Genomic DNA, 25,998 nt, shown 5'->3' on the forward strand with positions numbered 1-25,998 from the left:
GTGCGGTGCGGGACTGGCGTCGCGATCAGAGCGCGGGCCGGGTCTGGTGGCCCTGCTGCTGGCGCGTGCAGCGGCAGGAGGTCACCTTCTCGATGCGCTGGGCGGACACCGCGGGCAGGTGATCGGCCGCGCGTCCCCGGCCGGGGATCACCACTTCGGGGTCGAGCTCCAGCAGCGGCACCAGCGTGAAGGCGCGTTCGGCCATGCGCGGGTGCGGCACGGTCAGGTGTTCCTCATCGTACTGTTCGTTGCCGAACAGAAGCAGGTCCAGGTCGAGTGTGCGCGGCGCGTTGTGGAACGGGCGCTCGCGGCCGAACTGGTCTTCGATGTGGTGGCAGATGCGCAGCAGCTGCGCCGCGGTGAAGGAGGTCTCCACCTTGACCACGGCGTTGTAGTAGTCCTCGCCCTGCGCGTCGACCGGCGCGGTGCGATAGAGGGATGATCTCGCCAGCACGGTAATGCCGACCTGCTGCGCCAGGCACACGACGGCATCCTTCAGCGCCTGGCGGGCATCGCCCAGGTTGGCGCCGATGCCGATAAAGGCAAGTGTCATTCCGATTCCTCCGGCTGGCTGCGGGTTTCGCCCGCTTCCAAGTCGCTCTGGGAGGAAACTTTATCCGATTTCCGCGGACCGCGCCGACGGCGCTTCTTGCGTGCGCCACCCTCGCCCTCCGCGGCCTGGCCGCGCGCGCCGCGGGCGGACTCGATCAGTGCCTCGCGGCCGTCGGAATCCGCGTTCTGGAAGGACTGCCACCAGTCGGCCATTTCTTCGGGCAGTTCGCCCGACTGGCAGCGCAGGTGCAGGAAGTCGAAGCCGGCGCGGAAGCGCGGCGATTCCAACAGGCGGAACGGCATGCGGCCCACGCGCTTCTCGAAGCGTGGCTGCATGCCCCAGATGTCGCGCATGTCGGTGACGAAGCGGCGCTGGATGGCGAGCTGTCCGGTCTGGCGCTCGAGCACGTCGTCCATCGCGGTGTTGAGCGCTGCGATCGGGTGCTCGCCGGCTTCGCGCAGCGCGGTCCAGCGCTGCAGCACGTGATGCCACAGCAGCGCGGCGAACAGGAAGCCCGGCGAGACCGGCTTGCCGGCCTGCACGCGGCGGTCGGTATTATCCAGCGCGAGCTGCACGAAGCGCTGGCCCAGCGGCTGTTCCAGCGCGACGTCCAGCAGCGGCAGCAGGCCCTTGTGCAGGCCGGCCTTGCGCAGCTCCTGCAGCGAGGCCCAGGCGTGGCCGGACATCAGCAGCTTGAGCATCTCGTCGAACAGGCGCGCGCTGGGCACGTTGTGGATCAGCGAGGCCAGGCCGGCGATGGGCTGGCGCGTGGACTCGTCGATGTCGAAGCCGGTCTTGGCCGCGAAACGCACCACGCGCAGCATGCGCACCGGATCCTCGCGGTAGCGCGTGACCGGGTCGCCGATCATGCGCAGCGTGCGTGCGCGCATGTCTTCCATGCCGTGGTGGTAGTCGTACACGGTCTGCGCGGCCGGATCGTAGTACATCGCGTTGATGGTGAAGTCGCGGCGTTCCGCGTCTTCCGCCTGCGTGCCCCACACGTTGTCGCGCAGCACGCGGCCCGAGGCGTCGATGGCGTGCGTCTTGCTGTCGAGCTCGGCGCGCTTCAGGCGCCGCCCCTCGGGCAGGGTCTCGCTGGCCACCGCGTCGACCAGCGCGCGGAAGGTGGAGACCTCGATGATCTCCTGCTCGCGACCGCCGTAGAAGGTCACGTGCACGATCTGGAAGCGCCGGCCGATGATGCGCGAGCGGCGGAACAGCGCCTGCACCTGCTCGGGCGTGGCATTGGTGGCGACGTCGAAGTCCTTGGGCTTGATGCCCAGCAGCAGGTCGCGCACCGCGCCGCCGACGATGAAGGCCTGGTAGCCGGCCTGTTGCAGCGTCGAGGTGACCTTGACGGCGTTGCGCGAGATCAGCGCGGGATTGATGCCGTGCTCCTCGACCATGATGATGCGCGGCGCATGGGCGCGGCCGAGGCGGCGCTGCTTCGGCCCCGGCTTGCCGAGCAGCCGGTTGATGAGCTTCTTGATCACGTCAGAACAGGTCCATGATGCGCCAGCCAGCAGCGGCGGCGTGGTGGCGCAGGCGGTCGTCCGGGTTGGCGGCGACCGGTTCGCTGACCTTCTCCAGCAGCGGCAGGTCGTTCGCCGAGTCGCTATAGAAGGTCGTGGTTTCGAAGGCGTCCCAGTTCGTGCCCATGCCCGCGAGCCAGCTCTCGACGCGCGTGATCTTGCCCTCGCGGAAGCTCGGCACGCCGGCCACGTCGCCGGTGAACTGGCCGTCGGGATTGCCGTTGGCGGTGGCCGGCTCGGTCGCGATCAGGTGCTCGATGCCGAAGGCGGACGCGATCGGCGCGGTGACGAAGCTGTTGGTGGCGGTGACCACGGCGCACAGGTCGCCGGCCTCCAGGTGCTTGTAGACCAGCGCGCGCGCCTGCGGCGTGATGACCGGCTCGATCACCTCGTGCATGAAGCGGTTGCGCCACTCTTCCAGCCGCGCGCGCGGGTTGGCCGCCAGCGGTGCCAGCGCGAAGCGCAGGAAGGCCTGGATGTCCAGGGTGCCTGCCTTGTATTGCCCGTAGAACTCGTCGTTCTTGCGGCGATAGGTTTCCTCATCGACCGCGCCGAGGCGCACCAGGAAGCGGCCCCATTCGTGGTCGCTGTCGGTCGGAAGCAGGGTGTGGTCGAGGTCAAACAGTGCCAGATTCATGGGCGGCGATTTTACATTAAGCCGGTGGAGGCGGTCGGAAGCGGCCGGTGGCCGTCATTCACGGAACTCGGCGAACATCTCGCGCAGCAGCGGCAGCGTGACCGCGCGCTTGCGCTCCAGCGAGTACGTGTCGAGGGCATCGAGCAGCGCCATCAGGCTCGGCATGTCACGGTAGTGGCGCGTGACCAGCCAATGCGGGATTTCCGGCGATAGCTGCAGGCCACGCTCGCGCGCCGCCTGCAGCAGCGCGGCCATCTTGTCCTCGTCGGACAGCGAGGCGAGCTGGTAGACCAGGCCCCAGCCCAGCCGCGTGCGCAGGTCTTCGCGCACCGGCATGGCACGGGGCGCCGCGCCGCCTGCCACCACCAGGGCGGTACGGGCATAGGCGCGCACTTCGTTGTACAGGGAGAACACCGCCACCTGGCGCGCCTCGTCCAGCACCTCGACGTCGTCCACGGTATAGAGCTGGCAGTCCGGGTCGAAGATGAAGTCGGACAGGGCGTGGTGCGGGCTCAGGTAGCGGCAGCGCATGCCGGCCTGCAGGGCAGAATCGCAGAGCGCATGCAGCAGGTGGGTGCGCCCGGAGCCGGCCTCGCCCCACAGGTAGATCAGCCGGTCGCTGGCGCGCTCCTGGGCCAGGGCGGACGGCAGTTCGCGCAGGCGCTGCACCGGCTCGCGGTTGGCTGCCACGAAGAAGTTCTCGAAGGTGGACGGCGGTGGGCTGCCGAGTTCGAGCGATAGCTGCTTGGGACGCTGGAACATGATGTATCCGTTACTTTCCTGCATGCGCGCCTATTTGCGGTAGAGATCGCTAGCCAGATAAACGCGCCGGATCTGCCTGGCGCCGACCAGCAGCACGGCGCAGGTGGGCAGCGCCAGCAGCACGCCGAAGAAGCCGAAGAGCTGGCCGAAGGCGAGCAGGGCGAAGATCACCACCAGCGGGTGCAGCCCGATGCGCTCGCCGACCAGGCGCGGCGTCAGGTAGAAGCCCTCTATGCACTGGCCGATGCCGTAGACCACCGCCACCGCCGCCAGCCCGTACCAGTTGCCGAACTGCAGCAGCGCGGCCACCACGGCCAGCGCCAGCCCCATGCCGAAGCCGATATAGGGGATAAAGACGGCCAGGCCGGTGAAGACGCCCACCGGTATGCCGATCTCGAAGCCGGCGATGGTCAGCCCGATCGAATAGAGCGCCGCCAGGATCAGCATCACCAGGATCTGGCCGCGCAGGTATTGCGACAGCAGGGCGTCGGTCTCGTTGCTCAGCTCGCGCACCTTGGGCACCCAGCGCCGCGGCACCACGTTCTCGATGCGCCGCATCAGTCGGTGCCAGTCCATCAACAGGTAGAACATGGCGATCGGCACGATGAACAGGGTGCCCGCCACTGTGATCAGCGCCGAGCCGGACACCTTCAGGTAGGTCAGCACCGTGTCGAACATGTCCTCCGGGCTGGCGGCGAAGCGCTCGGACAGCATGTGGCGCAGCCCGGGGAAATCGAAGCGCACGCGCACGCCGATCTCGGCCAGGCGCGGTGCCACCACGGCGTTGAGCTTCTTGAGCAGCGCCGGCAATTGGTCGCGCAACTGCGGTACCTCACGCTGCAGCACGGCCACCAGCAGCAGCGACAGCAGCACGCAGATCACCAGCAGCAACAGGATCATCAGCGCGGTGCCGATGGGGCGGGGCACGCGATGGCGTTCCATCCAGTCCACACCCGGATTCAGGATGTAGGCGAAGATGAAGGCGAACAAGAAGGGGGTGAGCACCGGCGCCAGTGCCACGATGGCCGCGAACAGCACGGCGGCCAGCACCACCCAGAGCAGGATGCGCTTGGCTTCTTGCGACAGCAGGGGAGCGTTCATCGGGAAGTGGTTGCGGCGGCCTTCATGCCGGAAACTGGAAGCCGGGAGCCTGTATCCGTTAAAATTACGATTCTACTGGACTCGCGGCCGCCAACCGACCTGGCGGCGCGGCGCGCATGCCGGTTTCCGCACTTCGGCTTCCGCACTTCTCAATTCCTCAAAGACAAGCAGATTCTCATGAGCGCAACTCCGACCTCCGGCCAGGCAGGCCTTTCCTACCGCGACGCCGGTGTTGACATCGACGCCGGCGACGCGCTGGTCGACCGCATCAAGCCGTTCGCCAAGCGCACCATGCGCGAAGGCGTGATGGCTGGCATCGGCGGGTTCGGCGCCCTGTTCGAGCTGTCGAAGAAGTTCCGCGAGCCGGTGCTGGTGTCCGGCACCGACGGCGTGGGCACCAAGCTCAAGCTGGCCTTCCAGCTGCAGCGCCACGACACCGTGGGCCAGGATCTGGTGGCCATGAGCGTCAACGACATCCTGGTGCAGGGCGCAGAGCCGCTGTTCTTCCTCGACTACTTCGCCTGCGGCAAGCTGGACGTCGACACCGCCGCCACCGTGATCCAGGGCATCGCCCGCGGCTGCGAACTGGCCGGCTGCGCGCTGATCGGCGGCGAGACCGCCGAGATGCCGAGCATGTACCCGGACGGCGAGTACGACCTGGCCGGTTTCGCCGTCGGCGCGGTCGAGAAGAGCAAGATCATCGACGGCACCACCATCGCCCCGGGCGATGTGGTGCTGGGCCTGGCATCGTCGGGCGCGCATTCCAACGGCTATTCGCTGGTGCGCAAGATCATCGAGGTCGCCAAGCCCGACCTGAACGCCGACTTCCACGGTCAGCGCTTGCAGGACGCCATCATGGCGCCCACCCGCATCTACGTGAAGCCGCTGCTGTCGCTGATGGAGACGCTGCCGGTCAAGGGCATGGCCCACATCACCGGCGGTGGCCTTACCGAGAACGTGCCGCGCGTGCTGGGGCAGAACCTGACCGCCGTGCTGCAACGCGACGCCTGGACCCTGCCGCCGCTGTTCCAGTGGCTGCAGGCCCAGGGCCAGGTGGCCGACGCCGAGATGCACCGCGTCTTCAACTGCGGCATCGGCATGGTCGTGATCGTGGCCAAGGACGACGCCGACCGCGCCATCCGCCACCTGCAGGCCGCCGGCGAGGCGGTGTGGCAGATCGGTGAGATCCGCGAGCGCGAGGAAGGCCAGGCGCAGACCGTGGTGGTCTGACCGGCGTCGGGCGCCACGCCGGCGCCCGCTGTAGCCACGCTGTAAGCAAATTGAGAGAAGCCCGCACGCCAAGGCCTGCGGGCTTTTTTTTCGGCCCGCGGCCGGCCGGATTGCGGTGCCTCAGCTTGCCCCGGGTTCCGGGGTGCCCAGCTGCGCCAGCGCCTCGCCGGTCACGCGGCAGATGCGCCAGTCCGGCATCACGTCGGCCCCCATCGCCCGATAGAAGTCGATCGAGGGCGTATTCCAGTCCAGCACGCTCCATTCGAAACGGCCGCAGCCGCGCTCCAGCGCCAGCGCCGCGAGGTGCTTGAGCAGCCGCTTGCCGAGGCCGTGGCCGCGCCAGGCGGGCTCGACGAACAGGTCCTCCAGGTACAGGCCAGGCTTGGCCAGGAAGGTGGAGAAGTTGTGGAAGTACAGGGCGAAACCCACACTGCGGCTGCCCTCGGGCGTGGCTGCGTCGACCAGCACGGCCTCGGCATGGGCGCGCGGGCCGAACAGGGCCTGCTCCAGCTTGGCCGGCGTGGCTTCGACCAGGTGGCTCAGCTTCTCGTATTCGGCCAGCGCCGAGATCAGGCGGACCAGGGTGCCGCAGTCGGCGGCGGTGGCGGGGCGCAGCGTGAACGTTGCTTGGGTTGCTGAGGTCATGGCAGTGTCGGGATCAGGCGGGGAGAACAGGATTATCGCCTGATCATCACTTTCTTCGTCGCCCGGCCGGCTGCTGTGGCTCCTGCTGTGGCCCCCGCTGTGGCCCCAATTGGGCCCGATTCAGCCGCCCAGGCCGGCCAGCGTTGCCACCTGGCGCACATAGTCGGGCGCCAGGCAGTCCACCACCAGGCGCTCGGGCGTGCTGCGCAGCCAGGTGAGCTGGCGCTTGCAGAGCTGGCGGGTGGCGGCGATGCCGCGCTCACGCATGGTGGCGCGGTCGCACTCGCCGTCCAGGTATTCCCAGGCCTGGCGGTAGCCCACGCAGCGGATCGAGGGCAGGCCCGGATGGAGGTCGCCGCGCGCGCGCAGCCGTTCCACCTCCTCGATCAGGCCGCCGGCCAGCATGGCATCGAAGCGCGCGGCGATGCGCGCGTGCAGCACGGCGCGGTCCGCCGGTTCCAGCGCGATCACGCGGAAGCGCGTGCCGGCGCTGCCGGCAAAGGTGCGGCCTTCGGCCTGGCGTGCCAGCAGGGCCGACATCGCTTGTCCGGTGAGGCGGTGGATCTCCAGCGCGCGCTGGATGCGCTGCGAGTCGTTGGGTGCCAGCCGCGCCGCCGTGACCGGATCCACCACGGCCAGCATGGCGTGCAGCGCGGGCCAGCCCCGCTCGGCGGCCAGCGCGTCGATCTCCGCGCGCACGCCCGCGTCGGCCTGGGGCAGGTCGTTCAGGCCCTGCGTGAGCGCCTTGTAGTACAGCATGGTGCCGCCGACGATCAGCGGCTCGCGGCCGCGCGCGCGGATCTCGCCGATCAGGCGCTCGGCATCGGTGACGAACTGGGCCGCCGAATAGCTGTCGGCCGGGTCGATGATGTCGATCAGGTGGTGCGGCACCGCGGCCAGCTCGTCCGCCGTCGGCTTGGCCGTGCCGATGTCCATTTCGCGGTAGACCAGGGCCGAGTCCAGGCTGATGATCTCGACCGGCGCGCGCGCGGCCAGCGCCAGGGCGGCAGCGGTCTTGCCGGAGGCGGTGGGGCCGAGCAGGCAGACGACCGGGTTTGGCGTGGTGACGGACATGGGACGGCGGACAGGTGAATCGGTGGTGCGGATGAGATTGGAACGGCGGCCTTGGTGCGGCTGGCAGGCGGCCGCGAGGCTTACTGCCCGCGCAGGAAGAGCCGGTCGAGTTCGCCTACTGACAGCTGCACCCAGGTCGGACGCCCGTGGTTGCACTGGTCGGCGCGCTCGGTCTGCTCCATCTGGCGCAGCAGTGCGTTCATTTCTTCCAGTGTCAGCTTGCGGTTGGCGCGCACCGCACTGTGGCAGGCCAGGGTGGCCAGCAGTTCGTTGCGGCGCTCGGCCAGCACGCGCGAACCGCCGTAGGACTGCAGGTCGCGCAGCACGTCGCGCGCCAGGGCCTCCGCATCGGCCTGCTTGAGCAGAGCGGGGATGGCACGCACGGCCAGCGTGGTCGGCGACACCGGCGCGATGTCGAAGCCCAGCAGCGCCAGCGTTTCCTGGTGCTCCTCGGCGGCGCCGATCTCGACCGGGCTGGCCGGCAGCGTGACGGGGATCAGCAGGGGCTGGACGGCCAGCTCGCGTGTGTCCAGCGCGGTCTTGATCTGCTCGTAGAGAATGCGTTCGTGGGCGGCGTGCATGTCGACCAGCACCAACCCCCGCGCATTCTGTGCCAGCACGTAGATGCCGTGCAGCTGGGCCAGCGCGAAGCCGAGCGGCGGGCCGCCGCTTTCTTCTGCGTCGTCGGCCGCGGCGCGCATGCCGGCGCCCTCGGGGCGGGCCGCTAGCGCGTCCAGCAGGCCTGGCGGGTCGCTTTCGCGCGCCGCCTGCGCATCGGCCAGCCAGGCCGGGGGTGTGGCGGAAGGTGCGAAGGGTACCGGGGGTGGCGATCCGTATGCGGGCCCGGCACCGCCCGTGCGCGCCGGCGCCATGGCGTCGCGCACCATGCCCAGATAGGCCTGGCGGGGCTGCTCGATGCCCAGCGTGGTCTGCCGGGCCGCCGCGGTGTAGTCGACCCACTGGCTGCCGCGCGCCTGCCCTGCGCCCGCCGGGAGCCCGGCGGGCCGGCCGCCAGCGAGCCCCGCGTCACCCGTGTCACCTGCGTCGCTGTGCAGGCTGTCGCCCTGCTCGCCGGCCTGGCGCGCCAGGCAGCGCTGCACCGCGTGGTAGACGAACTGATGCACGGCCCGCGACTCGCGGAAGCGCACCTCGATCTTGGAGGGGTGGACATTGACGTCCACCATTTCGGGCGGCAGGTCCAGGCACAGCACGTAGGAGGGGAAGCGATCCCCGTGCAGCACGTCCTGGTAGGCGCTGCGCACCGCGTGCGTCAGCAGCTTGTCGCGCACGAAGCGGCCGTTGACGAAGAAGAACTGCTGGTCCGGGCGGCCGCGCGAGGCCGTCGGCAGCCCGGCGAAGCCATAGAGATGCAGGGTGCCGGCCTCTTCGTCGAGCGGCAAGCGCGCCCGGGCGAAGTCGCCGCCCAGCACCTGGCCGGTGCGGCTGGCCACGTCGCCCCCGTTCCAGTGCTCCATCGGCTTGCCGTTGTGGTGGACGGAAATCGTCACGTCGGGGCGCGCCAGCGCCACACGGCGTACCATCTCCAGGCAGTGGCCCAGCTCGGTTTGCTCGGACTTGAGGAACTTTCTGCGCGCTGGCGTGTTGAAGTACAGGTGCTGCACGTCCACCGTGGTGCCGACGCCGCCGGAGGCGGGTTGCAGTGCGCCGCTTTCGGCGCTGACCTGGGTGGCGTGTGGCTCCGCTGCGGTGCGGCTGGTCAGCGTGAGGTGCGAGACCGATGCAATCGAGGCCAGCGCCTCGCCGCGGAAGCCCAGGGTCAGCACCGCTTCCAGTTCGTCGAGCGAGGCGATCTTGCTGGTGGCATGGCGCATCAGTGCCACCGGCAGTTCGGCGGCGGGGATGCCGCAGCCGTTGTCGGTAATGACGATGCGTCGCACGCCGCCTTCCTCCAGCCGGATGGAAAGCTGGCTGGCGCCGGCGTCGAGTGCGTTCTCGAGCAGTTCCTTGACCACGGAGGCCGGCCGTTCGACCACCTCGCCGGCGGCGATCTGGCTGATCAGCTGGTCGGGCAGGGGACGGATCGGGCGCGTCGGCTGCGCGGTGCGTGTGGCGGAAGCAGGCATGGGCGGATTATACGTGCGGCGCATGGGCCAACGTGCCCGACGTGTCCAAGGTGCCCAACGTGCCCAACGTGCCCAACGTGCCCATGGCCACACTGCAAATTGCGGATCGAGGGGAGAACTGCAAGCTCTCTCTTGTATGATGTGAGGCTAATTTCAGAATTTTCAGAATTCAGAACGGGGATCGAATTGGATATCGCATTGCAGATGATCGACATGCTGCTGCACGTCGACAAGTATCTGGGTACCGTCATCCAGCAGTACGGATCATGGGTCTACGCCCTGCTGTTCCTGATCGTCTTTGTCGAGACGGGCCTGGTGGTGGTCCCCTTCCTGCCGGGCGATTCGCTGCTGTTCATCGCCGGCGCCTTCTGCGCCACCGGGGCGATGAACGAATGGGCGCTGATCGCGCTGCTGCTGGTGGCGGCCATCGGCGGCAACACCCTCAACTACATGATCGGCAGCTGGATCGGCCCCAAGGTGTTCGACATGCACTGGCGCTTTCTCGACCAGAAGGCGCTGCGCCGTACCCATGATTTCTACGAGCGCCACGGTGGCAAGACGCTGGTGATGGCGCGCTTCGTGCCCATCGTGCGCACCTTCGCGCCCTTCGTGGCGGGTGTGTCGCAGATGAGCGTCGGCCGCTTCCAGATGTTCAATGTGATCGGCGCGGCCGGCTGGGTGCTCGGCCTGGTGTTCGCCGGCTATTTCTTCGGCAACCTGCCTTTCATCAAGCAGTACCTGAACCTGATCGTGCTGGCCGGCATCGGGGCGGCCGTGGTGCCGCTGGTGCTGGGCGGCCTGTGGAAGCTGGTGCGGGGCGGGCGCGGCGACGCGTCGGGCGCGCAGCGCTGATCCTGTGCGGCCGCCGCGTGCGGCCCGGATGGACAACGGGGATGGACAACGGGCCGCTTGCGCGGCCCGTTTGCTTTTGGGGTTTGGACTCAGTCTTCAGTTCAGGCTGCGGCTCATCAGCCGCAGTGCCGGCATGCGGTCGCGGATCTGGGTGCTGTCGGCGGCATCGGGCCGCGCCGTCACATAGGCTTCCAGGTCGGCCAGTGCCGGGCGGAAGCACTCCAGGTTGGCATAGGCGAGGCCGCGGTCGCGCACTTCCTCGATCGAGCCGGGCAGCAGGATCACCAGCCGGTTCTGCACCGCCAGCAGCCGCTGCCAGCGCGACTCCTGTAGATAGATGGCCTTCAGGTTGCGCAGCATGCGCGCGATGATCTCGCGATGGCTGGCCGTCTGCAGGAAGAGCCCCAGCGGCACCTCAGCGGGATCGCGGATGCCTTCCTGCTCGAGGTATGGGTCCAGCATTTCCTGCAACTGTTCCTTCGACAGCGTCTCGCCCGTCAGCGGGTCCAGCACCACCTCGCCTGCCGGGATCGACATCCTGACCAGGAAATGGTTGGGGAACGACACGCCCTTGAGTGGCAGGCCGATCTGCTGCCCGAGTTCCATATACAGTACCGCCAGCGAAATCGGGATGCCGCGCCGCTGCTTGATGACGACGTTCAGGTAGGAATTGTCGGGGTTGTAGTAGTCGTTCGCGTTGGCGGTGAAACCGAGGTCGCGGTAGAAGAAATGGTTGAGCAGGCGCAGGCGCTGGATGGCCGGCGTGCCCTCGGCAATCCGTCGCTTGAGCCGCAGCGCCAGCAAGTCCAGCGCGGCCAGCTCACTTTGCAGGTCGAGGTCGGGGTAGGCATCCTGGGCAATGGACAGGGCCGTCTCGGTCAGCGGGATGCCGCCGTCGTCAGCCACGAGGCTGGCGAAGTAATCCAGGACTTTCGTGGTGCTCATGTCGGGTTCCTGAAGCGGCGTGACCTGCCGCGCCAAGGATGGCGCGATGGCAGGCGCACCGGGCGCGTTGGCGACTTGACCCTAGCCGGCTTTCCGCTTGAACGCGGTATATCTCAGCCCCATGAGCCACAGTGTACCGAAGTAGACGACCGCCGCAAGTACCAGGCACGAAGCCAGCAGGGCGACGCGCAGCAGCGGCGTGCTTCCCAGGCCCACCCAGTCGAAGCTGCGCGCGCACCACAGCAGCAGGCCGGCCAGCAGCGTCACGGCGGCCAGCAGTTGCGCGAGGAACAGGCTCCAGCCCGGTGCCGGCTTGTAGAGGCCGCGCCGGCGCAGGCCGAAGAAGAGCATCAGCGCGTTGAGGGTGGCACCCAGGCTGATCGACAGCGCCAGGCCGGCGTGGGCGAACTGCGGGACGAAGACGAGGTTGGCCAGCTGGGTGATGACCAGCACGGCCACGGCGATCTTGACCGGGGTGCGGATATCCTGGCGCGCGTAGAAGCCCGGCGCCAGGATCTTGATCAGGATCAGGCCCAGCAGCCCCGTGCCGTAGGCGACCAGCGCCTGGCGGGTCATCTCCACCGCATGGCCGTTGAACTTGCCATAGTTGAACAGCACCGCCGTCAGCGGGGTGCCGAATACGAACAGGCCGACCGCACAGGGCAGGGCGAGCAGGAAGGTCAGGCGTAGCCCCCAGTCGAGCAGGCCGGAGTACTCGTCGTAGTTGGCCTCGGCACTGGCCTTGGACAGGCTGGGCAGCAGAATCGTCCCTAGCGCCACGCCGAGCAGGGCGGTCGGGAATTCCATCAGGCGGTCGGCATAGGTGAGGTATGACACGCTGCCCGCCGCCAGCCGCGAGGCGATGTTGGTATTGATGATCAGGCTGATCTGCGCCACCGAGACCGCCGCCAGCGCCGGCACCATCTGCGTCAGGATGCGCCGCACGCCGGGATCGGACCAGGCCTCGCGCACGTTCACATGGAGACGCGGCATCATCCCCAGTTGCTTCAGCGCGGGGATCTGGATCGCCAGTTGCAGGATGCCGCCCACCAGTACGCCCCAGGCCTGGGCGTAGATCGGCTCGCGCATATGCGGGCCGACGAACAGCGCTGCGAAGATCAGGCACAGGTTGAGCAGCACCGGCGTGAAGGCCGGCACCGCGAAGCGCCGCCAGGTGTTGAGAATGCCCGAGGCGAGCGCCACCAGCGAGATCAGCCCGATATACGGAAACATCACGCGCGTCATGAAGACGGCGGCGGTATAGGTCTCGCTCTCCCCGCGGAAGCCGGTCGCCACCACCGTCATCACTACCGGGGCGCCGATCACGCCCAGCAGCGAGACGCCCATGAGCACCCAGGCCATCACCGTGCCGACGGCGTCGATCAGGCGCCCCGTCTCGACGTCGCCGCGCTTGCTGTGGTACTCGCCCAGGATGGGCACGAAGGCCTGCGAGAACGCGCCCTCTCCGAAGATGCGGCGCAGCAGGTTGGGGATGCGGAAGGCGACGTTGAAGGCATCGGTCATGTCCGAGGCCCCGAAGGCGCGTGCAATGAGGATCTCACGTATCAGGCCCGTGATGCGCGAGAGCATGGTCAGGCTGCTGATGGTGGCGAGCGCTTTGAGCAGGTTCAAGATGGACTGGAGCGAGCAAGGCGCCGGCGCGGGGCCGGGAAGGCGCGGCGTCGGTGCGGAATCGGGTTGGCTTGTACCGGCGGGCCTGTGGCCAGGCCGCCGGACCAGGGGTCAGACGGCCCAGGCGGGCCAAAGTTGCAGTGGCGCCACGCGTCGGTGTGGCGCATATTATACGGATCGGATGTGCGCGGCTCCGCCTGTTGCCGCGCGTTGGGATTTGTCCTTGCAATCTGTCCTGGCGTGTGTGTATAATCGCCGATTCACAAGGACAGTTGCGTTCCGGATTCGGTTGTCTGTGCTTTACCGTGCATCCCGGGCCGCTTATGTGCATTTTTGGCTGTGTCCCCGGGGCACGCATCTGAATTCAGGAAATCTACGTAAATGGCAAATTCCGCACAAGCCCGCAAGCGCGCGCGCCAAGCCGTCGCCCAAAACGCTCACAACTCCAGCCTGCGCTCGCGTCTGCGCACCGCTGTGAAGGCCGTTCGCAAGGCCATCGCCACCGGCGACAAGGCAGCTGCTGCTGAGATCTTCAAGAACTCGCAAGCTGTGATCGACAGCATCGCCGACAAGAAGATCGTGCACAAGAACAAGGCTGCACGCCACAAGTCGCGCCTGTCGGCCGCCATCAAGTCGATGGCTGCCTAAGTTAGGCACCTAAGTTAGGCACCTACCTGTGCGGCCAAGGCTGCACGGGTTGGCGGGCCCTCCTTCCGAGGGCCTAGCCAAGCAAAAAGCCCGTCATGCGACGGGCTTTTTCATTTCCTGCGGCCTGTTTGCCGCTGCTTCCATTTCCATTTCTCGTTTCGATTGCCGCCCGGTCGGTCCTCGGGCGCGGGGGCAACCATTCGGGCCGCTCGGCCTGTCCGGCCCGTCAGTCGAGCGAGCAGGCTTCGACCAGTTGCAGGCTGTTGTCGCGCGCGAAGTTCAGCACGAAATCCAGCGCCTTGGGCTCGATCTCCCTGAGCCGCACGTCGACCACCACGCTCTTGATGCCGCCGGCGATCACGGGGCGCACATAGGGGGAGTAGGTCAGGCGGGGGTCGCCGGTGTCGCCTTCGGGGCGGAACTGCGCCATCACGCCGCACAGTCGTTCTGCCCAGTCGCTCGGGCGGAAGGTCTTGCCTTCCTTGGTAATGCCTTGGATGAAAAATTCGCGAACGTTGGGGGTCATGAGACGACTGCAGACTGGAGGGTGACTCGGCGTTAGACCCGTAGGCACGGGCGCCTTCTTCGACGCGGCGGGCAAGCTTTGGTTCGCTTCATTCCGCCGGTCAGCGGGGCGTCGGTGCTTTGCGGGGGCACTTTTGATGCCTGCGGCGGGCGTAGGCATCGGTATGCCGGGCCCCGCGTGAATCAGCGAGTATTATATCTTATATAAGACCTGCGCATAAGGGCGGGGCGGATGCGGACGCCGGATCGGGGTCCGCACGGACTCGCCAAAGGGAAAATAATCCCTTATGATTCTTACAGTTAAATTGCGCAAGCGACGCGAAAGGCGGCTCCGCGACGCGCCTGGCCACCCCCGTCGGCGGTGGCGGCGAGTCCCCACCGAGCCGCCTTCTTTGTTTTATGAGCCCAACCCCGATCAAGCATTACCTCCAGTTCAGCGACCTGACTCACGAAGAGTACGAGTACCTGCTGGACCGCGCGCGGATCCTCAAGGCGAAGTTCAAGAACTACGAAACATGGCACCCGCTGCACGACCGCACGCTGGCCATGATCTTCGAGAAGAATTCCACGCGCACGCGGCTGTCTTTCGAAGCCGGCATCCATCAGCTGGGCGGCCACGCCGTGTTCCTGAACACGCGCGATTCGCAGCTCGGCCGTGGCGAGCCGATCGAGGATGCGGCACAGGTGATCTCCCGCATGGTGGACATCATCATGATCCGCACCTTCGGCCAGGACATCATTGACCGTTTCGCCGCCCACTCGCGCGTGCCGGTCATCAATGGCCTGACCAACGAGTACCACCCCTGCCAGGTGCTGGCCGATGTGTTCACCTACATCGAGCAGCGCGGCGCCATCCGCGGCAAGACCGTGACCTGGATCGGCGATGCCAACAACATGGCCTATACCTGGATCCAGGCGGCCGAGCGGCTGGGCTTCCAGTTCCATTTCTCCGCACCGCCGGGCTACCAGCTCGATCCGGCGATGGTGCCGGCTTCGGCCGCGCCCCATCTCAAGGTGTTCGACGATCCGCTGGCGGCCTGCCAGGGCGCAGACCTCGTGACCACCGATGTCTGGACCAGCATGGGCTTCGAAGCCGAGAACGAGACCCGCAAGCGCGCCTTCCAGCAATGGATGGTCACCACCGAGATGATGGACCGCGCCAATGCGGATGCGCTGTTCATGCACTGCCTGCCTGCCCATCGCGGCGAGGAGGTGGAGGCTGCGGTGATCGACGGCCCCAAGAGCGTCGTCTGGGAAGAGGCGGAGAACCGCCTGCACGTGCAGAAGGCGCTGATGGAATATCTGCTCTGCGGCCGCTATTGACGCAGTGCGGGCAGGATGATCATGCAGGAGGGGCCGCTTGGCCCCTCTTTTCACGCTAGGATTCGAAAACCAGGCCAGGGACCGGCAGGCGCCGGCGATCGGCCAGCAGCAAGGAGTGTTTGCATGTCCCAGTTCGACAACGTTTCCGTCGTCAAGAAGGCCAACCTGTATTTCGACGGCAAGTGCGTCAGCCACACCGTGTTGTTTGCAGACGGCACCCGCAAGACGCTCGGCGTGATCTTCCCGGCCAAGCTGAACTTCGGCACCGCGGCGCCCGAGATCATGGAGATCAACGGCGGCAGCTGCCGCATCCGCCTGGCGGGCTCGGACGAATGGCAGACCTATGGCGCCGGCCAGCAGTTCAGCGTGCCGGGCAACAGCAACTTCGACATCGAAGTGCTGGAAACGCTGGACTACGTCTGTCACTACGGCTGACCTGCGCTGCCGGTCCCGCGGCGGGCGGCGCGGCTGTCCGCAAGGGACCGCTGCGCAGGCCGCCAGGTCTGCGGGAGGAAGCGCCATGACGCAAGGTCATAAGCCGATCAACCTCGCCCTGCAGGGCGGAGGCTCGCACGGCGCCTTCGGCTGGGGTGTGCTCGATGCCCTGCTGGAAGACGGCCGGCTGGATTTCGACGGCATCAGCGGCACCAGTGCCGGTTCGATGAACGCCGTGCTGGTAGTGGACGGCATGGCCGAAGGCGGGCGCGACCGCGCGCGGGAGAAGCTGCATGCCTTCTGGTACGGCGTCTCGCGCACGGGCTCGCCGTTTTCCACGCTCGGCCAGCAGACAGCCGACTGGCTGTCGGGCAACCATCACGGCGGCTGGCCGCTGCAGGAATGGATGAAGATGTGGTCCGGCTGGTGGAGCGCCTCGGCCAACGGCGGCAAGTTCAATCCGCTGCGCGACCTGCTCTCGACCCACGTCGACTTCGAGCGCCTGCGCTGCTGCGCCGGGACCAAGCTCTTCGTGGCCGCCACCGACGTCAACAGCGGCAATGTGCGCGTGTTCCAGAAGCACCAGATCACGCTCGAGGCGCTGCTCGCGTCCGCCTGCCTGCCCTATCTGTACCCGGCCGTCGAAATCGACGGGCACCACTACTGGGATGGTGGCTACATGGGCAACCCCGCGCTGTTCCCGCTCTTCTATGAGACCGAGACGCGCGACATCCTGATCGTCCACATCAACCCGATCCAGCGCGACGACGTGCCCAGGCAGCCGCAGGAAGTGATGGAGCGGCTCAACGAGATCACCTTCAACGCCTCGCTGCTGCGTGAATTCCGCGCCATCGCCTTCGTGCAGAAACTGCTGGAGGAAGACTGGCTCAAGCCGGAGTATCGCAGCCGGCTTAAATACATCCTGCTGCATTCGATCCGTGCCGACCAGGCGCTCGCCGACCTGTCCTCATCGACCAAGCTGGTCACGCACTGGAACTTCCTCGTCATGCTGAAGGAGCGCGGCCGTGCTGCCGCTCAGGCCTGGCTCGCCGCGCATTTCAAGGATGTGGGCAAGCGCGGCTCGGTGGACATCCGCCGCGAGTTCCTGGGCGACCAGCCCTTCTAGTGTCCTGATCTTCAAATCACTAGGCGATTTCGCGACTAGGAATTTGGCGGAACAGGACACTAGCCCCGCGCGGACAGCGCCGCGGGCGCTCAGAGCACCACCGGTTCCGGCTCGATGCGCACCCCGAAGCGTGCCTGGACGGCGTCGGCGATGCGCGTAGCCAGGTCCAACAGTTGCCGGCCGCTGCCGCCGCCATGGTGCACCAGTACCAGGGCCTGCTTGCCGTAGACGCCCACGGGGCCGTCGCGCAGCCCCTTGAAGCCGCACTGGTCGATCAGCCAGCCGGCGGCCAGCTTGACGCTGCCGTCCGCCTGCGCGTAATGCGCCAGGCCGGGAAAATCCACCAGCAGCGCCTCGCATTGCGCGGCGCTGACCACCGGATTCTTGAAGAAGCTGCCCGCGTTGCCGATCTGGGCCGGATCAGGCAGCTTGCGGGTGCGGATGGCCACCACCGCGTCACGGATCTCCGCGGCGCAAGGCGATGCCTTGTCCTGCAGCTCGCGCGCGAGTTCCGCGTAGGCGAGCACGGGCTGCCAGGGACGCGGCAGGCGCAGCGTGACTGCCGTGATGATGTAGCGGCCGTGGCCGCCGTGCTTGAACAGGCTGTCGCGATAGGCGAACGCGCACTGCGCGGCATCGAGGCTGACGAAGGCGCCGGTCTCCCGGTCGTAGGCGCGCACCGCGGCGAACCGCTCGCGCAGCTCGACGCCATAGGCACCGATGTTCTGGATGGGCGCGGCGCCGGCGGTGCCGGGGATCAGCGCCAGGTTTTCCAGTCCCGGCATGCCTTCGGCGATGGTGCGGCAGACCAGGGCGTGCCAGTTTTCGCCGGCGCCGGTCGTGACCAGCCAGGCATCGTCGGCCTGCCGCGCGGTGAAGCCTGGAATCTCCATCAGCAGCACCAGCGCCGCCAGGTCGTGCGTCAGCACCACATTGCTGCCGCCGCCCAGCACGACCACCGGCAGCCCTTGGACTCTCGGGTCCGCCAGGGCGGCCTGCAGGTCGTCTTCGCTGCGCACGCGGGCGGCAAAGCGCGCGCTGGCGTCGAATCCGAATGTATTGTGCTGGCGCAGGGGATAAAATTCGAGGAGCTCTGCCATGCGAGGTCTGGGTGATGCGGCCGCGGTGGCACCGGGAAACGGGGCCGGCCTGGACTGCGGGGATGGCAGGATTATACGGAAGCGCCGGCGCGAGGCCCGGCGATTCCGCGGCAAGTGTTTATCAGGAGAAAGAAATGCCGTCGTTTGACGTAGTGTGCGAAGCGAACATGGTCGAGGTGAAGAATGCGGTCGAGCAGACCAACAAGGAGGTCTCGACGCGCTTCGACTTCAAGGGATCCGATGCGCGCGTCGAGCAGAAAGAGGGCGAACTGACCGCCTTCGCCGACGACGACTTCAAGCTGGGCCAGGTCAAGGACGTGCTGATCAACAAGATGGCCAAGCGCAACGTGGATGTGCGCTTCCTCGACTACGGCAAGGTCGACAAGATCGGCGGCGACAAGGTCAAGCAGGTCATCACCATCAAGAAGGGCGTGACCGGCGACCTCGCCAAGAAGATCGTGCGCATGATCAAGGACAGCAAGATCAAGGTGCAGGCCAGCATCCAGGGCGACGCCGTGCGGGTGTCGGGCGCCAAGCGCGACGATCTGCAGGGCGTGATCGCCATGCTGCGCAAGGATGTTTCCGAGGCGCCGCTGGATTTCAACAACTTCCGCGACTGACCCTCACCGCCAGTCCGCGCGGCGGGGCGACGGCGCCCGCCGCGCTTGCCGGCGTCAGCGCGCCTGCTGCAGCGACTGCAGCCCGCCGATACGCGTGCCGGCCTTGATTCCCTTCTGCGCGAACCAGCCCTTGTTCATTTCCAGCGCATAGCGCACCGCCGCCCGCGGGCAATGGTTGTTCTCGGTCTGCGGGGCCATGTCCTCGATGTTGACGATGGTGCCGTCATCGGCCAGGAAGGCGATCGACAGCGGCAGGTCGGTGTTCTTCATCCAGAAGCAGTGTCCCGCCTTCTCATCGAAGACGAACAGCATGCCGTTGCTGGCCGGCATGGTCTTGCGGAACATCAGGCCGGTCTCGCGCGTGTCGGGGGTGGCCGCCACCTCGGCATGGATGGCGTACATGCCGGCGTTGAGCTGTACCACCGGCAGGCCGGTCTGCGGCTGCGGCTGCGCCTGCGCGGCCGCGCCCTGCGCGAAGGCGAGCGCGGTGGTAGCAGCGGCGGCAAGTTTGAGCAGGGTCTTGGGCGCGATGGGCATGGCGTGGGCGTGGGATCGGCGTTAGGGTGAACGGAATGGAGCAGGCGCAAGGATAACCCGGACGCGGGCAAGGGTGCCGCGCCGCAAGGCCATAAAAAAAGGCAGGACGCCCTTGCGGGACGACCTGCCTTTGCGCCATCCGCCAGGGCGGAGGCGGCGACTTCCGAAGTCTTACTTCGAAGCGCCTTCTGCCGGAGCAGCAGCGGCGGGTGCAGCTTCTGCCTTGGAAGCGGCCTTCTTGGCGTGGTGCTTCTTGTGGTTGTGGTTCTTCTTGGCAGCCGGCTTCGCTTCTGCCTTGGCGGCGGGAGCAGCTTCAGCAGCAGCCGGGGCCGAGGCTTGGGCGAATGCGCCGGTGGCGAACAGGCCGGTAACCAGAGCAGCAGCGATCAGTTTGTTCATTGCGATTCCCTCGAAATTTGAACGCAGTCGGAAGTAATGACCCGTTATTTGACGTGTCACGATCAACAACGGGGGCCGTGAAGGATCGGTTGACGCGATCTCGCGGCAAAGTTTGCCGCCATTTGTTAGCGTTTGTAACGATTTTGTTTTTCTTTTGATGCAGGGCGCCGCGGCGCGCCGGAGGCGGCGTCAGGCAGGCCGAGCAGGGCCGGTGCAATTTCCCTCCATTCGCCGGGATTCAGGCCCAGCGTGAGCAGGTCGAGGCGTCCGATTGCCGTGCGCACCAGGCGCAGCGTCGGATGGCCGACCGCGGCCGTCATGCGCCGGACCTGGCGGTTCTTGCCTTCGCGGATACGCAGCTCCACCCAGGTGGTGGGAATCGCCGCGCGGAAGCGGATGGGCGGCGTGCGCGGCCATAGCGTCGGCGGTTCATCCACTAGCCTGGCCTGCGCCGGCAGCGTACGGAAATCGCCCAGGTCGATCCCCTCGCGCAGGGCGCGCAGCGCTGCCTCGTCCGGTATCCCTTCGACTTGCGCAAGATAGGTCTTTACCAGCTTGTGGTGCGGGTCCGCGATGCGGGCCTGCAAGGGACCGTCATCGGTCAGCAGCAGCAATCCTTCGCTGTCGGCGTCGAGCCGGCCTGCAGGGTAGACGCCGGGTACCGCCACGCAGTCGGCCAGCGTCGGCCGCGTCGGATGCGGCGAGAACTGGCTCATGGTGTTGAATGGCTTATTGAGAGCGAGCAGGGTCATGGGGCCGAAGTATGCCGCAGGCGCGGCGCGCGGCACACCCGCGCGGATGGCCGGCGGCGATGGCGGTTGATGGGATTTTGCTGCATAATATAAAATTGGTCTTATGTCTTATATAAGACTTCAGGACCGGGATTGCGCGATGCCGCGAATGCAAGACAGGCGTGCCCGCTACAATCCCCCGCTGTGCCCCCAATCTCGCCGTCCGGTCACGAACCTGGCGGCGGCCGTTGCAACCCTCGTTCCGTACTGGAGACGTCATGTACCAACACATCAAGGTTCCGGCCGGCGAAAAGATCACGGTCAACAAGGACTTTTCGCTGAACGTTCCGGATAACCCCATCATCCCGTTCATCGAAGGTGACGGCACGGGCCTCGACATCACGCCGGTGATGCTCAAGGTGGTCGACGCCGCCGTGGCCAAGGCCTACGCCGGCAAGCGCAAGATCTCCTGGATGGAGATCTACGCCGGCGAGAAGTCGACCAAGGTCTATGGCCCCGATGTGTGGCTGCCCGACGAGACCCTGCAGGTGCTCAAGGACTATGTGGTGTCGATCAAGGGACCGCTGACCACACCGGTCGGTGGCGGCATCCGCTCGCTGAACGTGGCGCTGCGCCAACAGCTCGACCTCTACGTCTGCCTGCGTCCGGTGCGCTACTTCAAGGGCGTGCCCTCGCCGGTGCGTGAGCCCGAGAAGACCGACATGGTGATCTTCCGCGAGAACTCGGAAGATATCTACGCCGGCATCGAGTGGGAAGCCGAGAGCGAGCAGGCCAGGAAGATCATCGCCTTCCTGCAGAACGAGATGGGCGTCAAGAAGATCCGCTTCCCGGAAACCTCGGGCATCGGCATCAAGCCTGTGTCCAAGCAAGGCACCCAGCGCCTGGTGCGCAAGGCCATCCAGTACGCCATCGACAACGACAAGCCGTCGGTCACGCTGGTGCACAAGGGCAACATCATGAAGTTCACCGAGGGTGGCTTCCGCGACTGGGGCTATGAGCTGGCCCAGACGGAGTTCGGCGCCGAGCTGGTCGACGGCGGCCCGTGGTGCAAGTTCAAGAACCCGAAGACCGGCCGTGACATCGTCATCAAGGACACCATCGCCGACGCCTTCCTGCAGCAGATCCTGCTGCGCCCGGCTGAGTATTCTGTGATCGCCACGCTGAACCTGAACGGCGACTACATCTCCGACGCGCTGGCCGCGCAGGTCGGCGGCATCGGCATCGCCCCCGGCGCCAACCTGTCGGACTCGGTGGCCATGTTCGAAGCCACGCACGGCACTGCGCCCAAGTATGCGGGCAAGGACTACGTGAACCCGGGTTCGGAAATCCTGTCGGCCGAAATGATGCTGCGCCACATGGGCTGGACCGAGGCGGCCGACCTGATCATCGCCTCGATGGAGAAGTCCATCCTGTCGAAGAAGGTCACCTACGACTTTGCCCGTCTGCTGGAAGGCGCGACCCAGGTGTCGTGCTCGGGCTTCGGCCAGGTGTTGATCGACAATATGTAATCGCGACCCGCGGCGCGCCGGCCATCTCCGGCGCGTGCGACAAGGCCCCGGGGACGCTGCGCGCCGCCGGGGCCTTTTTTCTGGCGGCGGTGTGCCCGGGCTGTGCGGCTTGCAGTCCGCGGTTCGGAATCAGAACCGGACCCCGGCCCCGCATCCCGCGAAGAAGCCGCCATTGCTGCTGGCGCTGGCGCAGCCGAACATGCCGCAGCCGGCCAGCAGCAGCGCTGCCGAGGCCAACAGGATCAGAATGGGCAGGCGCCTGGGCATCGCGGATCCTCGCTTGCGGTTGTGGGTGGGCTCCCCTGGGGCGGCGCCGGCTGGCGCATTCCTTGCGCGATGGTAGCGCGGCCGACTGTCCGGGCGGACATCGGGGTGCAGCGCGGGGTGCAGCGTTGCGTCATGCCAAAGAAAAAGCCGGCCACGCGGGCCGGGCTTTCTTGCCGGATGCGGCAACGAACAGCCGATTCTGACCAGGAGGCGGGCATCCGCCACCAGCCGCGTGAAACGGCTGGGGACGGCTGCTCGCCTCCCGGCATTTCCCGTTCCCAGAACCCTCCCGCATCCCCGTTGGACCGCCTCTCGCTCTATCGGCGGGTGCGGTCCGGCGCGCTCAGGTCGCGTCCTGGATGTTGGTGGCTTGCTTGCCCTTAGGGCCTTGCACGACTTCGAAGGAGACGCGCTGGCCTTCCTTCAAGGTCTTGAAACCGTTCATCTGGATCGCCGAGAAATGCGCAAACAGCTCTTCTTCACCATCGTCAGGCTTGATGAACCCGAAGCCCTTGGCGTCGTTGAACCATTTGACGATACCGCTTGCCATAAACTCCCCCCAACAAAGAAACGAATTATTAAGCGGGGAAGCCTGCAGACCGGCCGGACAGCGCCCGTCGCCCGGCCGGGCCGCGCGACGGCCCGCAACGGGCTTGCCGGCGACGACAGCTCGGACCTTGCATGAAGGCGTGATGGTCGTTCCCGAGATCGGGGTCAGTGGGCCTCCCTGCCCACCAAGCACCCAGGTCCGGCCTGATATTTTGGCTCGCGTAACCAGACTAGGATGCACTTTTGATTTTTCGGGCAAAGTGTAGGGCTGTCAAGCTGGCAGAATCCCCACTTCTGGCTGGATGTCGCAGGAATGGGACGGCCGCGCGCCGCGCGTGCCGGACGTGGCGGCAGCGTGGCGGACGGTCTTGGGTGCGAATGTGTGCGGCGCTGCCTTTCAGGGCGACGGCCTCTTGAATCCGGTCGCATCTCCCCAAATTGCAGAGTTGTGAGTAAGGGTTAGAATAAAGCCATGGCTACGAGGCTGGCGAATGTCCCACAACGCGAAGCGGACACTGTACTGGAACGGAAAGAGCAGGCGCTCAAACCGCCCGCCATGTACAAGGTGGTGCTTCTGAATGACGACTACACTCCGATGGAGTTCGTCGTCATGATCCTGCAACAGTATTTCAGCAGGGACCGAGAAACGGCGACGCAGATCATGCTCACGGTGCATCGGGAAGGTAAGGGCGTCTGCGGTATCTATACCAGGGATATCGCAGCGACGAAGGTCGAGCTGGTGTCAACGCACGCACGGCAGGCGGGTCACCCGCTGCAGTGTGTGATGGAGGAAGCATGATTGCGCAAGAATTGGAAGTCAGCCTGCATATGGCCTTTGTCGAGGCCAGGCAGGCACGCCACGAGTTCATCACCGTGGAGCATCTGCTGCTGGCGTTGCTTGACAACCCCACCGCGGCCGAAGTCTTGCGCGCCTGCGCGGCCAATATCGAGGACCTGCGCACCAGTCTGAAGAACTTCATCGCTGACAACACGCCCGTGGTGCCCGGCACCGACGAGGTCGACACCCAGCCCACGCTGGGCTTCCAGCGCGTGATCCAGCGCGCCATCATGCACGTGCAGTCCACTTCCAACGGCAAGAAGGAAGTGACCGGCGCCAATGTGCTGGTGGCCATCTTCGGCGAGAAGGACTCCCACGCGGTCTACTACCTGCAGCAGCAGGGCGTGACCCGGCTGGATGTGGTCAACTTCATCAGCCACGGCATCCGCAAGGACCAGTCCGAGCCCGCCAAGCAGGGCGAGGGCAACGCCGAGGGCGAGGGCGGCGACGGCAAGGAAAGCCCGCTCGAGCAGTACACCCAGAACCTGAACGCGCTGGCCAAGGCCGGCAAGATCGATCCGCTGATCGGCCGCGAGGCCGAGGTCGAGCGGGTGGTGCAGGTGCTGTGCCGCCGGCGCAAGAACAACCCGCTGCTGGTCGGCGAGGCCGGCGTCGGCAAGACCGCCATCGCCGAGGGCCTGGCCTGGCGCATCACCAAGAACGAGGTGCCCGACATCCTCGAGCGCGCGGTCGTCTACTCGCTGGACATGGGCGCGCTGCTGGCCGGCACCAAGTACCGCGGCGATTTCGAGCAGCGCCTGAAGGGCGTGCTGAAGTCGCTCAAGGACAATCCCAACGCGATCCTCTTCATCGACGAGATCCACACGCTGATCGGCGCGGGCGCTGCCTCCGGCGGCACGCTGGATGCGAGCAACCTGCTCAAGCCGGCGCTGTCCTCGGGCCAGCTCAAGTGCATCGGCGCGACCACCTTCACTGAATACCGCGGCATCTTCGAGAAGGACGCGGCGCTGTCGCGGCGCTTCCAGAAGATCGACGTGGTCGAACCCTCGATCGACCAGACCGTGCAGATTCTGCGCGGGCTGAAGTCGCGCTTCGAGGAACACCACGGCGTCAAGTACGCCGCTGCGGCGCTGACCGCCGCGGCCGAGCTGTCGGCGCGCTTCATCACCGACCGCCACCTGCCGGACAAGGCCATCGACGTGATCGACGAGGCGGGCGCTGCCCAGCGCATCCTGCCCAAGTCCAAGCAGAAGAAGACCATCGGCAAGAGCGAGATCGAGGACATCGTCTCGCGCATCGCGCGCATCCCGCCCCAGAGCGTCAACCAGGACGACCGCAGCAAGCTGCAGACCCTGGACCGCGACCTGAAGTCGGTGGTGTTCGGGCAGGACCCGGCCATCGAGGCGCTGGCCTCGGCCATCAAGATGTCGCGCGCGGGCCTGGGCAAGACCGACAAGCCGATCGGCTCATTCCTGTTCTCCGGCCCGACCGGCGTGGGCAAGACCGAGGTGGCCAAGCAGCTCGCCTTCATCATGGGCATCGAGCTGATCCGCTTCGACATGTCCGAATACATGGAACGCCATGCGGTGAGCCGGCTGATCGGCGCGCCTCCGGGCTACGTCGGCTTCGACCAGGGCGGCCTGCTGACCGAGGCCGTCACCAAGAAGCCGCACTGCGTGCTGCTGATGGACGAGATCGAGAAGGCGCATCCGGACATCTTCAACATCCTGCTGCAGGTGATGGACCACGGCTCGCTGACCGACAACAACGGCCGGCGCGCGGACTTCCGCAACGTGATCATCATCATGACGACCAATGCGGGCGCCGAGACGATGAACCGCGCGACCATCGGCTTCACGAACACCCGCGAGACGGGCGACGAGATGGCCGACATCAAGCGCATGTTCACGCCCGAGTTCCGCAACCGCCTGGACGCCATGATCAGCTTCCGCGCGCTGGACGAGGAGATCATCCTGCGCGTGGTGGACAAGTTCCTGATGCAGCTCGAGGAGCAGTTGCATGAGAAGAAGGTGGAAGCGACCTTCAGCGAGCGGCTGCGCAAGTTCCTGGCCAAGAAGGGCTTCGACCCGCTGATGGGCGCCCGTCCGATGCAGCGCCTGATCCAGGACATGATCCGCAAGGCGCTGGCCGACGAACTGCTGTTCGGCAAGCTGGTGTCGGGTGGCAAGGTGATGGTGGACCTCGACGAGGAAGACCACATCAAGCTGGACTTCGCCGAGGCGGACGTGGAGCCGCCCGAGGCGCCGGAGAGCGAACAGAAGGCAGAAGCCTGAGCGTTTGCGGGCGGGGCACCAAAAGTGCGGCATTCAGCGCCAATGCCCCGCAAATCGTGGTATCCTCGG

The 25,998-nt window shown here is 66.5% G+C and carries 27 protein-coding genes; 10 read left to right on the forward strand and 17 right to left on the reverse strand.

Annotation, left to right across the window (positions count from 1 at the left end):
• Positions 1-25: 25 nt before the first annotated feature.
• From folK to AC1Z3O_RS01975, 5 genes are read right to left on the reverse strand one after another with little or no spacing between them, the layout of a single operon-like run.
• Positions 26-553: a 2-amino-4-hydroxy-6-hydroxymethyldihydropteridine diphosphokinase gene (folK, locus tag AC1Z3O_RS01955; RefSeq protein ID WP_483513082.1), complete on the reverse strand. Its 528-nt coding sequence runs from the start codon at positions 551-553 to the stop codon at positions 26-28.
• Positions 550-2,046 (reverse strand): polynucleotide adenylyltransferase PcnB, encoded by a 1,497-nt coding sequence (gene pcnB / locus AC1Z3O_RS01960; RefSeq protein WP_483513084.1) that lies wholly within the window; start codon positions 2,044-2,046, stop codon positions 550-552. Before pcnB ends, folK begins: the two co-directional genes overlap by 4 nt.
• A gap of 1 nt (position 2,047) precedes the next feature.
• Positions 2,048-2,722 carry a histidinol-phosphatase gene (locus AC1Z3O_RS01965; protein ID WP_483513085.1) on the reverse strand — a complete coding sequence of 225 codons (675 nt, stop codon included), beginning with the start codon at positions 2,720-2,722 and terminating at the stop codon, positions 2,048-2,050.
• Positions 2,723-2,776: 54 nt separating this feature from the next.
• Positions 2,777-3,484, reverse strand: coding sequence for a DnaA regulatory inactivator Hda (hda, locus tag AC1Z3O_RS01970; protein ID WP_483513087.1), 708 nt, complete (start codon positions 3,482-3,484; stop codon positions 2,777-2,779).
• A 30-nt stretch (positions 3,485-3,514) separates the two neighbouring features.
• A complete protein-coding gene (locus AC1Z3O_RS01975; RefSeq protein WP_483513089.1) occupies positions 3,515-4,585 on the reverse strand; it encodes an AI-2E family transporter in 1,071 nt (356 codons plus the stop codon).
• A gap of 177 nt (positions 4,586-4,762) precedes the next feature.
• On the opposite strand from AC1Z3O_RS01975, the gene purM reads away from it, so the two are divergent.
• Positions 4,763-5,815, forward strand: a complete 1,053-nt coding sequence (purM, locus tag AC1Z3O_RS01980; protein ID WP_483513090.1) for a phosphoribosylformylglycinamidine cyclo-ligase — start codon at positions 4,763-4,765, stop codon at positions 5,813-5,815.
• Positions 5,816-5,935: 120 nt separating this feature from the next.
• Here purM and AC1Z3O_RS01985 read toward each other — a convergent pair whose 3' ends face one another.
• The 3 genes from AC1Z3O_RS01985 to mutL all read right to left on the reverse strand — a co-directional run bounded on the left by AC1Z3O_RS01985 (position 5,936) and on the right by mutL (position 9,618).
• Positions 5,936-6,460: an N-acetyltransferase family protein gene (locus AC1Z3O_RS01985; RefSeq protein WP_483513092.1), complete on the reverse strand. Its 525-nt coding sequence runs from the start codon at positions 6,458-6,460 to the stop codon at positions 5,936-5,938.
• 120 nt (positions 6,461-6,580) lie between these two features.
• Positions 6,581-7,534, reverse strand: coding sequence for a tRNA (adenosine(37)-N6)-dimethylallyltransferase MiaA (miaA, locus tag AC1Z3O_RS01990; RefSeq protein WP_483513094.1), 954 nt, complete (start codon positions 7,532-7,534; stop codon positions 6,581-6,583).
• Between the two features lie 80 nt (positions 7,535-7,614).
• Positions 7,615-9,618, reverse strand: coding sequence for a DNA mismatch repair endonuclease MutL (gene mutL, locus AC1Z3O_RS01995; RefSeq protein ID WP_483513095.1), 2,004 nt, complete (start codon positions 9,616-9,618; stop codon positions 7,615-7,617).
• A 213-nt stretch (positions 9,619-9,831) separates the two neighbouring features.
• On the opposite strand from mutL, the gene AC1Z3O_RS02000 reads away from it, so the two are divergent.
• Positions 9,832-10,470 (forward strand): VTT domain-containing protein, encoded by a 639-nt coding sequence (locus AC1Z3O_RS02000; RefSeq protein WP_483517497.1) that lies wholly within the window; start codon positions 9,832-9,834, stop codon positions 10,468-10,470.
• Between the two features lie 96 nt (positions 10,471-10,566).
• Here AC1Z3O_RS02000 and AC1Z3O_RS02005 read toward each other — a convergent pair whose 3' ends face one another.
• Positions 10,567-11,415 carry a SirB1 family protein gene (locus AC1Z3O_RS02005; protein WP_483513096.1) on the reverse strand — a complete coding sequence of 283 codons (849 nt, stop codon included), beginning with the start codon at positions 11,413-11,415 and terminating at the stop codon, positions 10,567-10,569.
• An 81-nt stretch (positions 11,416-11,496) separates the two neighbouring features.
• Positions 11,497-13,047, reverse strand: a complete 1,551-nt coding sequence (gene murJ / locus AC1Z3O_RS02010) for a murein biosynthesis integral membrane protein MurJ (protein ID WP_483513097.1) — start codon at positions 13,045-13,047, stop codon at positions 11,497-11,499.
• 381 nt (positions 13,048-13,428) lie between these two features.
• Between murJ and rpsT the strand changes: the two genes are divergently transcribed.
• Positions 13,429-13,695, forward strand: coding sequence for a 30S ribosomal protein S20 (gene rpsT, locus AC1Z3O_RS02015; RefSeq protein ID WP_071015234.1), 267 nt, complete (start codon positions 13,429-13,431; stop codon positions 13,693-13,695).
• A gap of 226 nt (positions 13,696-13,921) precedes the next feature.
• Here rpsT and AC1Z3O_RS02020 read toward each other — a convergent pair whose 3' ends face one another.
• Positions 13,922-14,221, reverse strand: coding sequence for a DUF3579 domain-containing protein (locus AC1Z3O_RS02020; protein ID WP_483513099.1), 300 nt, complete (start codon positions 14,219-14,221; stop codon positions 13,922-13,924).
• 398 nt (positions 14,222-14,619) lie between these two features.
• Between AC1Z3O_RS02020 and argF the strand changes: the two genes are divergently transcribed.
• The 3 genes from argF to AC1Z3O_RS02035 all read left to right on the forward strand — a co-directional run bounded on the left by argF (position 14,620) and on the right by AC1Z3O_RS02035 (position 17,104).
• Positions 14,620-15,543 (forward strand): ornithine carbamoyltransferase, encoded by a 924-nt coding sequence (argF, locus tag AC1Z3O_RS02025; protein WP_483513101.1) that lies wholly within the window; start codon positions 14,620-14,622, stop codon positions 15,541-15,543.
• A gap of 123 nt (positions 15,544-15,666) precedes the next feature.
• Positions 15,667-15,978, forward strand: coding sequence for a pyrimidine/purine nucleoside phosphorylase (ppnP, locus tag AC1Z3O_RS02030; protein WP_483513103.1), 312 nt, complete (start codon positions 15,667-15,669; stop codon positions 15,976-15,978).
• Positions 15,979-16,063: 85 nt separating this feature from the next.
• Positions 16,064-17,104 carry a patatin-like phospholipase family protein gene (locus AC1Z3O_RS02035; protein WP_483513104.1) on the forward strand — a complete coding sequence of 347 codons (1,041 nt, stop codon included), beginning with the start codon at positions 16,064-16,066 and terminating at the stop codon, positions 17,102-17,104.
• Positions 17,105-17,193: 89 nt separating this feature from the next.
• Here AC1Z3O_RS02035 and murB read toward each other — a convergent pair whose 3' ends face one another.
• Positions 17,194-18,204 carry a UDP-N-acetylmuramate dehydrogenase gene (murB, locus tag AC1Z3O_RS02040; protein ID WP_483513106.1) on the reverse strand — a complete coding sequence of 337 codons (1,011 nt, stop codon included), beginning with the start codon at positions 18,202-18,204 and terminating at the stop codon, positions 17,194-17,196.
• A gap of 134 nt (positions 18,205-18,338) precedes the next feature.
• Between murB and AC1Z3O_RS02045 the strand changes: the two genes are divergently transcribed.
• Complete coding sequence (locus tag AC1Z3O_RS02045; RefSeq protein WP_483513107.1) at positions 18,339-18,824, forward strand: YajQ family cyclic di-GMP-binding protein; 486 nt, start codon at positions 18,339-18,341, stop codon at positions 18,822-18,824.
• Between the two features lie 54 nt (positions 18,825-18,878).
• On the opposite strand, the gene AC1Z3O_RS02050 is transcribed toward AC1Z3O_RS02045, so the two are convergent.
• From AC1Z3O_RS02050 to AC1Z3O_RS02060, 3 genes are all read right to left on the reverse strand, one after another.
• Positions 18,879-19,361, reverse strand: coding sequence for a DUF192 domain-containing protein (locus tag AC1Z3O_RS02050; RefSeq protein ID WP_483513109.1), 483 nt, complete (start codon positions 19,359-19,361; stop codon positions 18,879-18,881).
• A gap of 171 nt (positions 19,362-19,532) precedes the next feature.
• On the reverse strand, positions 19,533-19,760 hold the full coding sequence (locus tag AC1Z3O_RS02055) for a hypothetical protein (protein ID WP_483513110.1): 228 nt from the start codon (positions 19,758-19,760) through the stop codon (positions 19,533-19,535).
• 125 nt (positions 19,761-19,885) lie between these two features.
• Positions 19,886-20,512, reverse strand: a complete 627-nt coding sequence (locus tag AC1Z3O_RS02060) for a pseudouridine synthase (protein WP_483513112.1) — start codon at positions 20,510-20,512, stop codon at positions 19,886-19,888.
• A gap of 257 nt (positions 20,513-20,769) precedes the next feature.
• Here AC1Z3O_RS02060 and icd point away from each other — a divergent pair, with 257 nt between their 5' ends.
• Complete coding sequence (icd, locus tag AC1Z3O_RS02065; RefSeq protein ID WP_483513113.1) at positions 20,770-22,020, forward strand: NADP-dependent isocitrate dehydrogenase; 1,251 nt, start codon at positions 20,770-20,772, stop codon at positions 22,018-22,020.
• 129 nt (positions 22,021-22,149) lie between these two features.
• On the opposite strand, the gene AC1Z3O_RS02070 is transcribed toward icd, so the two are convergent.
• Together AC1Z3O_RS02070 and AC1Z3O_RS02075 are read right to left on the reverse strand one after the other, a co-directional pair.
• Positions 22,150-22,287 carry a hypothetical protein gene (locus AC1Z3O_RS02070; RefSeq protein ID WP_483513115.1) on the reverse strand — a complete coding sequence of 46 codons (138 nt, stop codon included), beginning with the start codon at positions 22,285-22,287 and terminating at the stop codon, positions 22,150-22,152.
• A 343-nt stretch (positions 22,288-22,630) separates the two neighbouring features.
• Positions 22,631-22,837, reverse strand: a complete 207-nt coding sequence (locus tag AC1Z3O_RS02075; RefSeq protein ID WP_483513117.1) for a cold-shock protein — start codon at positions 22,835-22,837, stop codon at positions 22,631-22,633.
• Between the two features lie 471 nt (positions 22,838-23,308).
• Between AC1Z3O_RS02075 and clpS the strand changes: the two genes are divergently transcribed.
• Positions 23,309-23,635: an ATP-dependent Clp protease adapter ClpS gene (clpS, locus tag AC1Z3O_RS02080; RefSeq protein WP_483513119.1), complete on the forward strand. Its 327-nt coding sequence runs from the start codon at positions 23,309-23,311 to the stop codon at positions 23,633-23,635.
• Complete coding sequence (gene clpA, locus AC1Z3O_RS02085) at positions 23,632-25,929, forward strand: ATP-dependent Clp protease ATP-binding subunit ClpA (RefSeq protein ID WP_483513120.1); 2,298 nt, start codon at positions 23,632-23,634, stop codon at positions 25,927-25,929. The genes clpS and clpA overlap by 4 nt, the downstream gene beginning before the upstream one ends.
• Positions 25,930-25,998 lie beyond the last annotated feature (69 nt).

The organism is Cupriavidus sp. 09_S30 (assembly GCF_056930435.1).